At 57.8% G+C, this 12,378-nt stretch carries 14 protein-coding genes and 1 tRNA gene; 11 read left to right on the top strand and 4 right to left on the bottom strand.

What is annotated here, in order from left to right:
• Positions 1-57: 57 nt before the first annotated feature.
• From paoA to JZ655_RS07440, 5 genes are read left to right on the top strand one after another with little or no spacing between them, the layout of a single operon-like run.
• Positions 58-729, top strand: a complete 672-nt coding sequence (paoA, locus tag JZ655_RS07460; RefSeq protein ID WP_040076262.1) for an aldehyde dehydrogenase iron-sulfur subunit PaoA — start codon at positions 58-60, stop codon at positions 727-729.
• On the top strand, positions 726-1,682 hold the full coding sequence (locus JZ655_RS07455) for an FAD binding domain-containing protein (protein ID WP_207293424.1): 957 nt from the start codon (positions 726-728) through the stop codon (positions 1,680-1,682). Before paoA ends, JZ655_RS07455 begins: the two co-directional genes overlap by 4 nt.
• Complete coding sequence (gene paoC / locus JZ655_RS07450) at positions 1,679-3,877, top strand: aldehyde oxidoreductase molybdenum-binding subunit PaoC (protein ID WP_207293423.1); 2,199 nt, start codon at positions 1,679-1,681, stop codon at positions 3,875-3,877. Before JZ655_RS07455 ends, paoC begins: the two co-directional genes overlap by 4 nt.
• Before the next feature lie 10 nt (positions 3,878-3,887).
• A complete protein-coding gene (locus tag JZ655_RS07445) occupies positions 3,888-4,811 on the top strand; it encodes an XdhC family protein (RefSeq protein ID WP_207293422.1) in 924 nt (307 codons plus the stop codon).
• Entirely contained in the window at positions 4,811-5,347 is a 537-nt protein-coding gene (locus JZ655_RS07440) for a nucleotidyltransferase family protein (RefSeq protein WP_207293421.1), read from the top strand. The genes JZ655_RS07445 and JZ655_RS07440 overlap by 1 nt, the downstream gene beginning before the upstream one ends.
• Before the next feature lie 44 nt (positions 5,348-5,391).
• Here the strand turns inward: JZ655_RS07440 and JZ655_RS07435 are convergent.
• Both JZ655_RS07435 and JZ655_RS07430 read right to left on the bottom strand, forming a co-directional pair.
• Positions 5,392-5,479 (bottom strand) — tRNA-Ser (locus JZ655_RS07435).
• A gap of 144 nt (positions 5,480-5,623) precedes the next feature.
• Entirely contained in the window at positions 5,624-7,252 is a 1,629-nt protein-coding gene (locus JZ655_RS07430; protein ID WP_207293420.1) for an ABC transporter substrate-binding protein, read from the bottom strand.
• Between the two features lie 269 nt (positions 7,253-7,521).
• Here JZ655_RS07430 and yccA point away from each other — a divergent pair, with 269 nt between their 5' ends.
• Both yccA and tusE read left to right on the top strand, forming a co-directional pair.
• Positions 7,522-8,181, top strand: a complete 660-nt coding sequence (gene yccA / locus JZ655_RS07425; protein ID WP_040076269.1) for an FtsH protease modulator YccA — start codon at positions 7,522-7,524, stop codon at positions 8,179-8,181.
• Positions 8,182-8,273: 92 nt separating this feature from the next.
• Positions 8,274-8,603, top strand: a complete 330-nt coding sequence (tusE, locus tag JZ655_RS07420; protein ID WP_040076271.1) for a sulfurtransferase TusE — start codon at positions 8,274-8,276, stop codon at positions 8,601-8,603.
• On the opposite strand, the gene yccX is transcribed toward tusE, so the two are convergent.
• On the bottom strand, positions 8,600-8,881 hold the full coding sequence (yccX, locus tag JZ655_RS07415; protein ID WP_207293823.1) for an acylphosphatase: 282 nt from the start codon (positions 8,879-8,881) through the stop codon (positions 8,600-8,602). The genes tusE and yccX overlap by 4 nt on opposite strands.
• A 92-nt stretch (positions 8,882-8,973) precedes the next feature.
• Here yccX and rlmI point away from each other — a divergent pair, with 92 nt between their 5' ends.
• Together rlmI and hspQ are read left to right on the top strand one after the other, a co-directional pair.
• Positions 8,974-10,164, top strand: coding sequence for a 23S rRNA (cytosine(1962)-C(5))-methyltransferase RlmI (gene rlmI / locus JZ655_RS07410; RefSeq protein WP_207293419.1), 1,191 nt, complete (start codon positions 8,974-8,976; stop codon positions 10,162-10,164).
• Positions 10,165-10,224: 60 nt separating this feature from the next.
• The gene (hspQ, locus tag JZ655_RS07405) at positions 10,225-10,542 is read left to right on the top strand and encodes a heat shock protein HspQ (protein ID WP_040076275.1); all 318 of its coding nucleotides are present in this window, start codon (positions 10,225-10,227) and stop codon (positions 10,540-10,542) included.
• A 36-nt stretch (positions 10,543-10,578) separates the two neighbouring features.
• On the opposite strand, the gene JZ655_RS07400 is transcribed toward hspQ, so the two are convergent.
• On the bottom strand, positions 10,579-10,992 hold the full coding sequence (locus tag JZ655_RS07400) for a CoA-binding protein (protein WP_040076277.1): 414 nt from the start codon (positions 10,990-10,992) through the stop codon (positions 10,579-10,581).
• 171 nt (positions 10,993-11,163) lie between these two features.
• Between JZ655_RS07400 and csgI the strand changes: the two genes are divergently transcribed.
• Both csgI and mgsA read left to right on the top strand, forming a co-directional pair.
• Positions 11,164-11,826: a curli synthesis inhibitor gene (gene csgI / locus JZ655_RS07395; RefSeq protein WP_040076278.1), complete on the top strand. Its 663-nt coding sequence runs from the start codon at positions 11,164-11,166 to the stop codon at positions 11,824-11,826.
• 80 nt (positions 11,827-11,906) lie between these two features.
• Positions 11,907-12,365 carry a methylglyoxal synthase gene (gene mgsA / locus JZ655_RS07390; protein ID WP_040076279.1) on the top strand — a complete coding sequence of 153 codons (459 nt, stop codon included), beginning with the start codon at positions 11,907-11,909 and terminating at the stop codon, positions 12,363-12,365.
• Positions 12,366-12,378 lie beyond the last annotated feature (13 nt).

Genomic DNA, 12,378 nt, shown 5'->3' with positions numbered 1-12,378 from the left:
GAAGCTTAAAAAAGCGTTTCAGGAATAACTTTTCTCATTTGATACCGGAGGCCTGGCATGAGCAACCATGGCAATACCCCTGACGAAGGCGAGCAGGATTTTAGCCTGACGCGTCGTACCCTATTGAAAGTCAGCGCGGGCACCGCCGCCACCGCCGCCGTTGCGCCGGGTATGGCGTTTGGTGACGAGCGCCCTGCGGCCACGCCCCCCGCTGAACGTCTTCCCCTCTCTTTTACGGTTAACGGGGAACCGCGAACCCTGGAGGTCGATACCCGTACCACCTTACTGGATGCCCTGCGTGAGAATCTGCAGCTGACCGGCAGCAAAAAAGGGTGCGACCACGGTCAGTGTGGCGCCTGCACCGTGATGGTGGATGGTCGCCGTCTGAATGCCTGCCTGACGCTGGCGGTGATGCACCAGGATGCCGACATCACCACCATTGAAGGGCTGGGTACCCCGGAGGCACTGCACCCCATGCAGGCCGCCTTTATTAAACACGACGGCTACCAGTGCGGTTACTGCACCCCGGGGCAGATCTGCTCTTCGGTCGCCGTATTAAAAGAGATAGAAGCCGGGATCCCGAGCCACGTGACCCTCGATCTGGTCTCGCCGCCGGAAATGACCCCTGACGAGCTGCGCGAGCGCATGAGTGGCAATATCTGCCGCTGCGGCGCCTATTCCAACATTCTTGCCGCCATCGAAGAGGCCGCCGGGGAGCTGAAATCATGAGAGCCTTTACCTATGAGCGCGTAAAGACCCCGGCCGAGGCTGCACAGAGCGCCCAACGCCACGAGGGGGCAAAATTCATTGCCGGCGGGACCAATCTGCTGGATCTGATGAAGCTGGAGATCGAAACCCCCGTCCACCTGATCGACATTAACCATCTCGGACTGGATAGCATTGAAGCCACCGACGACGGCGGTCTGCGTATCGGGGCGCTGGTGCGTAATACCGATCTGGCCGCCGATGCCCGGGTGCGCAAAGATTACGCGGTCTTGTCGCGGGCGTTGCTTGCCGGGGCCTCCGGCCAGCTACGTAATCAGGCCACCACCGCCGGTAATCTGCTGCAGCGAACCCGCTGCCCCTATTTTTATGATACCAACCAACCCTGTAATAAGCGCCTGCCCGGCAGCGGCTGCGCGGCGCGCGAGGGCTATAGCCGCCAGCTGGCGGTGGTGGGCGCAAGTGACGCCTGCATCGCCACGCATCCCAGCGATATGGCGGTCGCCATGCGCGTACTGGACGCCAAAGTCGAAACAGTCGATCCGGACGGCAAGACACGGACCTTTCCCGTCGATGAACTGTGGCGCGCCCCGGGTACCACGCCACATCTGGAAACCGTCCTGACGCCGGGAGAGATGATCGTTGCGGTTACGCTACCTCCGCCACCAGGGGGGACCCATATCTATCGCAAAGTGCGCGATCGCGCCTCCTATGCCTTTGCGCTGGTGTCGGTGGCGGCCATCGTTCAGCCTGACGGCACGGGCCGCGTGGCCCTGGGCGGCGTAGCCCATAAGCCGTGGCGGCTGGATGAAGCAGATGCCCGCCTTCCGGACGGGGCGCAGGCGGTGTATGACAGGCTGTTTGCGGATGCCCATCCCACGCCTGAAAACGCCTTTAAACTCACCCTGGCGAAGCGCACGCTCGCCTCCGTGTTGTCTGAAGCGAGGGCTCACGCATGAAATTCGACAAACCCGCCACCACTAACCCTATCGACACGCTTCGGGTTGTCGGCCAACCCCATACGCGTATCGACGGCCCCCGTAAAACCACGGGCAGCGCGCACTATGCGTACGAATGGCATGATATCGCCCCCAATGCTGCTTACGGCCACGTCGTCGGCGCCCCCATCGCCAAAGGGCGCATTACCGCCATTGACAAAAAGGCGGCGGAAGCGGCCCCCGGCGTGCTGGCAGTGATTACCGCCGATAACGCCGGACCGCTTGGCAAGGGAGAGAAAAATACCGCCACCCTGTTAGGCGGCCCTGAAATTGAGCACTACCATCAGGCGGTTGCGCTGGTGGTGGCAGAGACCTTCGAGCAGGCCCGTGCGGCCGCAGCGCTGGTCAAGGTGACCTGTAAACGAGCGCAGGGCGCCTACGATCTGGCGGCGGAAAAAGCTTCCTTCACCGAGCCGCCGGAGGATACCCCTGACAAAAACGTCGGGGACGTGGCCACCGCCTTTGCTTCGGCGGCGGTGAAGCTCGACGCGATCTACACCACTCCGGACCAGAGCCATATGGCGATGGAGCCCCATGCCTCTATGGCCGTCTGGGAGGGCGACAACGTCACGGTCTGGACCTCAAACCAGATGATTGACTGGTGCCGTACCGATCTGGCCCTGACCCTGAAGATCCCGCCGGAGAACGTGCGCATTGTTTCGCCGTATATTGGCGGCGGCTTCGGCGGCAAACTCTTTTTACGCAGCGATGCCCTTCTGGCGGCGCTGGGGGCGCGGGCGGTGAAGCGCCTGGTCAAGGTGATGCTGCCGAGGCCGACGATCCCCAATAACACGACCCATCGTCCGGCTACCCTCCAGCACATCCGTATCGGTACCGACACCGAAGGAAAGATTGTCGCCATCGCGCATGATAGCTGGTCGGGCAATCTTCCCGGCGGCACGCCGGAAACGGCAGTCCAGCAAACCGAGCTGCTTTACGCTGGCGCAAATCGCCATACTGGCCTGCGGCTGGCTACGCTTGATCTGCCTGAGGGCAATGCCATGCGCGCGCCGGGCGAGGCTCCCGGCCTGATGGCCCTTGAGATCGCTATCGACGAGATTGCCGACAAGGCGGGCGTGGATCCGGTTGCGTTTCGCATTCTGAATGACACCCAGGTCGACCCGGCTAACCCCGAGCGCCGCTTCTCTCGTCGCCAGCTTGTCGAATGCTTGCAGACGGGGGCGGAACGCTTTGGCTGGCAGAAACGGCACGCGCAGCCCGGCCAGGTGCGCGATGGGCGCTGGCTGGTAGGTATGGGAATGGCGGCAGGCTTTCGTAACAACCTGGTGGCAACATCCGGCGCGCGGGTCCATCTCAACGCCGATGGCAGCGTGACGGTTGAGACGGACATGACCGATATCGGTACCGGGAGCTATACCATCATTGCGCAGACCGCTGCCGAAATGCTGGGCCTGCCGCTGGAGAAGGTCGACGTGCGGCTGGGCGACTCACACTTCCCGGTCTCTGCCGGATCGGGCGGCCAGTGGGGGGCGAATACCTCTACCGCAGGCGTGTACGCCGCCTGCGTGAAGCTGCGGGAAGCCATTGCCCGGCAGCTGGGTTTCGACCCGGCAACAGCTGAATTTGCCGACGAGACGATATCCGCCCAGGGGCGCAGCGCGCCGCTGGCTGAGGCGGCAAAATCGGGCGTGCTGACCGCCGAGGACAGCATCGAGTTTGGCGACCTGGATAAGGAGTATCAGCAGTCCACCTTTGCCGGACACTTCGTCGAGGTGGGCGTGGACAGCGCTACCGGTGAAGTGCGGGTGCGCCGGATGCTGGCCGTTTGCGCCGCCGGGCGGATCCTCAATCCGATCACCGCGCGCAGCCAGGTGATCGGGGCGATGACCATGGGGCTGGGCGCGGCGCTGATGGAGGAGCTGGCGGTAGATACGCGGCTGGGTTACTTCGTCAACCATGATATGGCGGCTTACGAAGTGCCGGTTCACGCCGATATTCCGGAGCAGGAGGTCATTTTCCTTGAGGATACCGATCCCATCTCCTCCCCCATGAAGGCCAAAGGGGTCGGCGAACTTGGGCTGTGCGGGGTGAGCGCGGCGATTGCCAACGCTATCTACAACGCCACCGGCGTGCGGGTGCGTGATTACCCGATCACCCTCGATAAACTTATCGATGCTCTGCCGGATGCGGTGTGAGGGAGGCTTGATGCTCAATAACATTGCCTCCAACGCGCCGCTTCCCTCCCCTTCCCGCGCCTTTGTCACCGATGACAGCATCGCCGTGCTGCGCTTTGCCGTCGAGGCGCTCACCGCCGGAAAAGAGGCCGTGCTGGTGACCCTGACCGGTATCGAGGGCGGCGCGGCCCGCGCGCTGGGGGCGCAGATGTGCGTGCGCGACGATGGCCACTATTGTGGCTTCGTTTCCGGCGGCTGCGTGGAGTCGGCCGTGGCCTTCGAGGCGCTGGATCTCCTGGCCAAAGGTCAGGATCGCCAGATACGGTATGGCAAAGGATCGCCCTGGTTTGACATTGTTTTACCCTGCGGGGGCGGGATCACCCTCACCCTTCACCGGCTGCGTTCAGCTCGCCCGCTGCTGGCGGTACTTAACAGCCTGGAAAGACGTACCCCGGCCGGTTTGCATTATTGCCCCGCCACGCAACAGCTCGGTGCGATAGAGGGCGCAGTCACGACGGGCTGGCGCAGCGGCGGGTTTGAACGCGGCTATCGGCCCCGCGTGCAGTTGGTCCTGCAGGGTCATTCGGTCGAGGCGCAAGCGACCGCCGCGCTGGCCCAGGCGGCAGGCTATGAGGTAACCGGTTTTACGGACGCTTCAGACCCCCTTATCGATGCGGATACCGCCGTGGTGCTGCTCTGGCATGATCTCCACCGAGAGTTGCCAGTGTTGCAGGCCGCTCTGCGCGCTCGCCCCTTTTATATCGGCGCGCTGGGCAGCCAGCGTACCCATTCGCAACGCAGCGAAACCTTGCTCGCGCTGGGCTGGCATCAAGAGGATATCGCCAGGATTAAGGCCCCTATCGGCCTCTTTCCCCGGGCGCGGGATGCCAGCACGCTGGCCCTCTCCGTGCTGGCGGATATCGCCGCCACGCGGCAGGCCGGAGCGGCAAGTTAGTGGCCGCCCCGGTGGTGATTGTGCTGGCGGCCGGGCGCGGCGAACGCTTTCTGGCCTCCGGCGGGCTGAGCCATAAACTGGAGGCGAGGCTTAACGGGCAAAGGGTGCTGGACCATACCCTGGCCGCCGTTACGGCTTCGCGGCTTGAGTGGCATCTGGTGAGGCCCAAGGGAGGAACCGCCGGGATGGGCGAGTCAATTGCGCTGGGCGTGATGGCCACACCGGAGGCCTCCGGCTGGCTGATCTTGCCGGCCGATTTGCCCTTTATCCAACCCGACACGCTGAAGGCCGTTGCCCATGCCCTTACGCACACCTCTCTCGTCGTACCGCACTACCGTCATCAGTCCGGGCATCCGGTGGGCTTTGACCGTCGGTATTATGCCGCCTTGCGCGCGTTACGCGGCGAGGCTGGTGCGAGGTCTATTGTGCAGGCTGCACGTCGTCAGGGGGCAGTGGCAGATCTGATGCTGGAGGATGAGGGAATTGTCAGGGATATCGATACCCTTGGTGATTTGCAGCGCGCTGGAGAAGCATAAAAGAAAAAACCCCGTGATATCGCTATCACGGGGTTCTTCGTATTTGGCGGAAGCGTAGAGATTCGAACTCTAGAACCCTTTCGGGTCGCCGGTTTTCAAGACCGGTGCCTTCAACCGCTCGGCCACGCTTCCAATGAGGCGCACTATAAACACCTCAGTACGCCCTGTAAAGCACCATTGTGTTCGTTTGCCTGAAAAACAGCCAAATCGCATTCAATCGGTTGAAATAACAACGCATTGACCGTTTTATCAGCACAAAATCTCACGTTTTAAGCCTTAATGCTTTTTGATGTACATATCTTTGGTGTAGTAGTAGCCCAGCTTATCTGGCGTAAAACCGCCCACCCAGGGTTTCACTATGTGCGTACGCACATAGTGATAGACCGGAATAGCAGGGACATCGCGCGCCAGTAGATCTTCGGCCTGCTGATAAAACTTACCGCGCTCCGCCGGGGTTTTGGCCTTCGCGGCGTTAACCAGCGCCTGGTCATAGTCCGGGTTGCTGTACTGGCTGGTGTTCTGGCTGTCACCGGTGCGGTAGTTATTCAGGAAGGTGGCGGCATCGTCATAATCCGCAATCCAGGCGTAGCGCACCGCATCAAAGGTATGGGTGTGCATGGTATCCAGCATGGTTTTCCACTCCTGATTTTGCAGCTTTGCTTCCACGCCGAGATTTTTCTTCCACATCGAACTTGCAGCAATGGCGATGCGCTGGTGCGACTCAGAGGTGTTGTATAGCAGGTTAAAGCTCAGCGGGTGGCTTTCGTTAAAGCCAGCTTCGTTAAGCAGCTTTTTCGCCTCCGCGATGCGTTTATCCATTGGCCAGCTGGCGTAGTCCGGGTTCTTCAGCGTGATGCCGCCGATATCTGGCTGGCTGATCAACCATGCCTGTCGCTGCCCTTGCCCCAGCACTTTATCGGCGATGATCTCTTTATCGAGCGCCATATTCAGCGCCTTACGCACGCGGACATCGTTAAATGGCGCGCGGGCGGTATTGAACTGGTAATAGTAAGTGGCAAGCTGCGGGGAGACGTCCAGCTCGCTGCCCAGCGTTTTTTTCAACTGGGCAAACTGATTGATAGGCACCGTATAGACAATATCGATCTCTCCTGCCCGGTAGCGGTTAACGTCAGACGCTTCAGAGGTGATTGGCAGATAGGTCACTTTGTTAATGACGGTGTGGGCGTTATCCCAGTAACGCGGATTGCGCTCGGCAATGATGCGTTCGTTTACCACCCACTGCGACAGCTTGTAAGCCCCACTGGAGACGATGTGCTCGGGCTTGGTCCACTTCTCGCCAAAACGACTCACCAGGACTTTATCGATCGGCACCATAGACGGGTGCGCCAGCATCGCAAGGAAGGCCGCATTCGGCTGGGTGAGTGTTACTTCGAGCGTGGTGTCATTAATCGCCTTCACGCCTAGCTTATCCGTGGGCTGCTTGCCTTCGGCAATCTCGGCGGCATTCATGATATGCATACTGCCCGGATAGCTGGCGTAAGGAGAGACGGTTTTCGGATCGACCAGCCGCTGCCAGCTCCAGACCACATCCTGCGCGGTAATCGGTGTACCGTCGCTCCAGGTAATGTCCGGACGTAGATGGAAGGTCCAGACGGTATTGTCTTTGTTTTCCCATTTTTCCGCCAGGCGCGGCTGAATCTCACCCTGCGGAGAGACACTCACCAACCCGTCGAATATATCGCTGATAATATTGAATTCGACATCGCTTTCGACTTTATGAGGGTCGAGCGAGGCCGGTTCATTGCCATTATTCCTGACCAGTTCCTGCTTCTCTGCAAGCTGCGTTCCTGCCGGCACGCTGGCCGCAAACGCCGTTGCGCTTGCGCACAGGATGCCTGCCGTCAGCAAAGAGAGTGTAAAGATAGTGCGTGGTTGTGGTTTCATTTCCTTCGCCTTATTGTCTGTTTTTTGACGATGCGGATTTAACTCTTAGCTGGGTAACTAAAATAAAGCAATATATTTCAGAGACCTATAAGATCTTGATCTCGATAATCTGCTGAAACCATTTTTCCTTCTGCGGTAAAAGCCTTTTGGGAGAGATCATGCTGGGTAAAGCCCTGAAGAACTGAGTAAAGATGGGTAAAATCACTTTGTTACGGCTGCGTCGTTCTCTATTCTTCCCGTTAATTACATCTGTCATAAGAGAGTGACTCATGGATCGTATAATTACTTCTTCCCGCGACCGCGCGTCGCTGCTTAGCACCCATAAAGTGCTGCGTAATACCTATTTCATGCTGAGCCTGACGCTGGCGTTTTCGGCCCTCACCGCGACTGCCAGCACCGTACTGATGCTGCCTTCTCCAGGGCTGATTCTGACGCTGGTGGGCATGTATGGCCTGATGTTCCTGACTTATAAAACCGCAGATAAACCTGTTGGTATTTTATCTGCCTTCGCCTTTACCGGCTTCCTGGGGTATATCCTCGGGCCGATCCTGAATACTTACCTGTCAGCAGGTATGGGTGACGTGATTGGTATGGCGCTGGGCGGTACGGCCCTGGTCTTCTTCTGCTGCTCGGCCTATGTGCTGACCACCCGTAAAGACATGTCCTTCCTCGGCGGTATGCTGATGGCAGGTATTGTGATTGTGCTGGTGGGTATGGTGGCAAACATCTTCCTGCAGCTGCCGGCTCTGCACCTGGCGATCAGCGCCGTATTTATCCTGATCTCCTCTGGCGCTATTCTCTATGAGACCAGCAACATCATTCACGGCGGCGAGACTAACTACATCCGCGCCACCGTGAGCCTGTATGTGTCGCTGTACAACATCTTCGTCAGCCTGCTGAGTATCTTGGGCTTCGCCAGCCGCGATTAACCCCCTCACTGTGCTGTATCCCCGGGCCCCGCTTATGCGGGGCTCTGTTTTTTGCTACACTGCAGCGGTTTTTGACTGACGTGTGATGAACTATGTTGAGCTTTGACGGTAAAGAGATCGAGACCGATAACGACGGTTATCTGAAAGAGAGCAGCCAGTGGAGCGAAGCGCTGGCGGAAGTGATTGCCGAAAAAGAGGCCATCACTTTGTCGCCTGAACACTGGGAAGTGGTGCGTTTCGTGCGTGATTTCTATCTGGAATTTAATACCTCCCCTGCGATTCGTATGCTGGTGAAGGCGATGGCTAAAAAGTTTGGCGAAGAGAAAGGCAACAGCCGCTATCTCTATCGTCTGTTCCCGAAAGGCCCGGCGAAACAGGCGACCAAGATCGCCGGCCTGCCTAAACCGGTGAAGTGTATTTAATAGCGAATACCAAAGTTGGTATATTCCCGGCCGGGTTGATGCGGTTCTGATAAGACCTTTTCAACCCGAGCACTGCGCGGCCCCCCTGCCTTCAGCCAGGTGATGAGCTTTTCCACCTGCGCTGCATCACCACAAGCCACAACCTCAACGCTGCCGTCATCCATGTTTCGCGCGTAGCCGGTCAACCCAAGCTGCGTCGCTTCTCGCTGGGTGCTGTAACGAAAGCCCACCCCCTGAACCGTGCCGTGGACCCATGCGATCGTGCAGATATTTGACATCATCGTTCTCCTTATCCTCGTGGCGCGTTGCATTTCCCCCCTGAACTCGGGAAAATGGCGGCCATTTCATTAAATCGACAGAATAGCCAATTATGAGTGTACGTTTAGTGTTAGCCAAAGGGCGCGAGAAGTCATTACTGCGTCGTCATCCCTGGGTCTTTTCCGGTGCCGTTGCCCGAATGGAAGGAAAAGCCAGCCTCGGTGAAACCATCGATATCGTTGACCATCAGGGGAAATGGTTAGCCCGCGGCGCATACTCGCCCGCGTCACAAATCCGTGCGCGCGTCTGGACCTTTGATCCTCAGGAAACCATCGATATCGCCTTCTTTACCCGCCGCTTGCAGCAGGCGCAGCAGTGGCGAGACTGGCTAGCACAGCGTGACGGGTTAGACAGCTATCGTCTGATTGCCGGGGAGTCCGACGGCATGCCGGGCGTGACGATCGACCGCTTTGGCAACTTCCTGGTTCTGCAGCTGCTGAGCGCGGGGGCGGAGTATCAACGCGCGGCGTTGATCAGCGCCCTGCAAGGCCTCTATCCGGAATGCGCGATTTATGACCGCAGCGACGTGGCGGTGCGCAAAAAAGAGGGTATGGAGTTGACCCAGGGCCCGGTCACCGGCGAACTGCCACCTGCGCTGCTGCCGATTCAAGAGCACGGCATGAAGCTGCTGGTGGACATCCAGGGCGGACATAAAACCGGCTATTACCTCGATCAGCGTGACAGTCGTCTGGCGACCCGCCAGTACGTAAAAGACAAACGCGTCCTTAACTGCTTCTCTTACACGGGCGGCTTTGCGGTTTCTGCGCTGATGGGCGGCTGTGCCAGCGTGGTGAGCGTGGATACCTCTCAGGAGGCTCTGGACGTGGCGAAACAAAACGTTGAACTCAACAAGCTGGATCTGAGTAAAGCTGAGTTTGTGCGCGATGATGTGTTTAAGCTGCTGCGTAAATATCGCGATCAGGGCGAGAAATTCGACGTTATCGTGATGGATCCGCCGAAATTTGTGGAAAACAAAAATCAGCTTATGGGTGCCTGCCGCGGTTATAAAGACATCAATATGCTGGCGATACAACTGCTTAACCCAGGCGGTGTGCTCCTGACCTTCTCCTGCTCTGGCCTGATGACAAACGAATTGTTCCAGAAAATTGTGGCCGATGCCGCTGTAGATGCTGGTCGTGATGTACAATTTATAGAGCAGTTCCGTCAGGCGGCCGATCACCCGGTGATTGCAACCTATCCTGAAGGGCTTTATCTGAAAGGATTTGCCTGTCGCGTCATGTAACTTGAAAAGTGGAATGTTGCCCACACTTATAGTGTAAGTAACGTTTCCCGGGAGGTGACTATGATTGCCAGCAAATTCGGTATCGGCCAGCAGGTCCGCCACTCTCTGTTAGGGTATCTGGGCGTGGTTGTTGATATCGACCCGGAATACTCACTCGATGAACCGTCAGCCGATGAGCTGGCGGTTAACGCAGATCTCCGCGCCGCACCCTGGTACCACGTGGTAATGGAAGATGACGATGGCCAGCCGGTGCATACCTATCTTGCCGAAGCCCAGTTGAGTGGCGAAGCACAGGATGAACACCCTGAACAGCCGACCCTGGACGAACTGGCGCAGACCATCCGTAAACAGTTGCAGGCGCCACGTTTACGGAACTAAAAAAAACCCGGTAGCCAGGGCTGACCGGGTTTTTTATTATTTTGCCATTCCCAGACGGGGTATTTCGATAGCCGGGCAACGATCCATGACCACGTTCAGCCCCGCCTCACGCGCCAGCACGGCCGCCTGTTCGTTAATGACGCCCAACTGCAGCCACAATGTTTTCGCCCCCACGGCAATAGCCTCCTGCGCGACGCCCCAGGCCGCTTCTGAATTGCGGAACACATCGACCATATCGATTTTTTCTGGCACCTCTGCCAGGGTCCCGTAGCCCTGCTGGCCTAATAGCGTTTTACCGGCCACTTTGGGGGAGACAGGGATCACATGGTAACCCTGATCGAGCAGATACTTCATGACCCGATAGCTCGGGCGCTCGGGCTTATCGCTTGCCCCCACCAGCGCAATGGTGCGGGTCGATGTCAAAATGTTAACGATATCGTTCTCTTTCATCTTTTCCTCCTGGCTTTTTGTGAGTGTAAGCCAAAGCTGGGCAGGCAACCATCTAACCCATACGTTCGTATGAGGGCAAACGGCGCAATGATGTCTATATGTTAGTAAACATGATCACCGAAAAATTTAGATACATTATTCCGCGACGTATCGGATACCCAGGAGCCTGTTATGAAAACCGGCATTGCCACACTGATGATGGTATTGATGATGCCGGTTTGCGCTTCCGCTACCACGCTGAGACTCTCCACCGATATCGATCTGCTGGTGCTGGATGGTAAAAGGGTCTCCAGCTCGCTGTTACGTGGCGCAGATAGCATTGAGCTGGATAACGGCCCCCATCAGATCGTTTTTCGGGTTGAAAAAACCATTCGTCTCGCCAGCCATGAGCAGCGGATCTATATCTCCCCACCGCTGGTTGCCAGCTTCAACACGCAGCGCATCAGCCAGGTCAACTTTAGTTTGCCGCGTCTGGAGACGGAAAAAGAGTCTCAGTCATTTGATAACGCGCCGCGCATTGAGCTGCTGGACGGAGATGCGATGCCGATTCCGGTCAAACTGGATATCCTCGCCATCACCACCACCTCAAAAGGGATCAATTACGAAAGCGATACTGAGCGGTATAACAGCGCCGGGCTGACAGCCTCGCTGCCGCAATTTGCCATCAGGATGGCCGACGACAGTACGCTCCTGTCGGGCGTGTCTGAACTGGATATGCCGCCCCCTCAATCGCAAACTTTGACCGAACAGCGGTTAAAATACTGGTTTGCGCAGGCAGATACGGAGACCCGCAACCGTTTCATGCAATGGGCGAAGCAACAACCCCCCTCCTGAGCCGCAATTTTTTGCCCTTTCTCTTGCAGCGTCAGATGCTTCCAGTAATCTGTAGCCATTTACATTGATGGAAACCGATAATGGAACTGACTACCCGCTCACTCCCGGAACGTAAACACATTGCGCTGGTCGCCCACGATCACTGCAAACAGATGCTGCTCAACTGGGTGCAGCGCCATAAACCCCTGCTGCAACACCATGCCCTTTCCGCGACCGGGACCACCGGCAATCTGATTAACCGTGAAACAGGTCTTGACGTGAATGCCCTGCTTAGCGGCCCGATGGGCGGCGATCAGCAGGTAGGGGCGCTGATCTCGGAAGGCAAGATTGATGTACTGATCTTTTTCTGGGACCCGCTTAACGCCGTTCCACACGATCCGGACGTGAAAGCGCTGCTGCGTCTGGCCACGGTGTGGAATATCCCGGTTGCCACAAACCTGTCGACGGCTGACTTTATTATCGAGTCACCGCAGTTTAATCGTCAGGTTGATATTCTGATTCCAGATTATCAGCGTTACCTCGCAGAGCGTCTCAAGTAAGCTCTTTGCCGGG

Origin of the sequence: Leclercia pneumoniae (assembly GCF_017348915.1) — a bacterium.
Taxonomy (GTDB): Bacteria; Pseudomonadota; Gammaproteobacteria; order Enterobacterales; family Enterobacteriaceae; genus Enterobacter; species Enterobacter pneumoniae.
Note: the sequence above shows the minus strand (reverse complement) of the source record. Positions and strands in the feature narration are given on the sequence as shown.

Bases quoted from the DNA above. Each gene is read 5' to 3' on its own strand.
- JZ655_RS07400 (WP_040076277.1), bottom strand. From the start codon at position 10,992: ATGAAAGAGAACGATATCGTTAACATTTTGACATCGACCCGCACCATT.
- JZ655_RS07445 (WP_207293422.1), top strand. From the start codon at position 3,888: ATGCTCAATAACATTGCCTCCAACGCGCCGCTTCCCTCCCCTTCCCGC.
- yccA (WP_040076269.1), top strand. From the start codon at position 7,522: ATGGATCGTATAATTACTTCTTCCCGCGACCGCGCGTCGCTGCTTAGC.
- mgsA (WP_040076279.1), top strand. From the start codon at position 11,907: ATGGAACTGACTACCCGCTCACTCCCGGAACGTAAACACATTGCGCTG.
- paoC (WP_207293423.1), top strand. From the start codon at position 1,679: ATGAAATTCGACAAACCCGCCACCACTAACCCTATCGACACGCTTCGG.
- rlmI (WP_207293419.1), top strand. From the start codon at position 8,974: ATGAGTGTACGTTTAGTGTTAGCCAAAGGGCGCGAGAAGTCATTACTG.
- paoA (WP_040076262.1), top strand. From the start codon at position 58: ATGAGCAACCATGGCAATACCCCTGACGAAGGCGAGCAGGATTTTAGC.
- JZ655_RS07430 (WP_207293420.1), bottom strand. From the start codon at position 7,252: ATGAAACCACAACCACGCACTATCTTTACACTCTCTTTGCTGACGGCA.
- tusE (WP_040076271.1), top strand. From the start codon at position 8,274: ATGTTGAGCTTTGACGGTAAAGAGATCGAGACCGATAACGACGGTTAT.
- JZ655_RS07455 (WP_207293424.1), top strand. From the start codon at position 726: ATGAGAGCCTTTACCTATGAGCGCGTAAAGACCCCGGCCGAGGCTGCA.
- yccX (WP_207293823.1), bottom strand. From the start codon at position 8,881: ATGTCAAATATCTGCACGATCGCATGGGTCCACGGCACGGTTCAGGGG.
- hspQ (WP_040076275.1), top strand. From the start codon at position 10,225: ATGATTGCCAGCAAATTCGGTATCGGCCAGCAGGTCCGCCACTCTCTG.
- csgI (WP_040076278.1), top strand. From the start codon at position 11,164: ATGAAAACCGGCATTGCCACACTGATGATGGTATTGATGATGCCGGTT.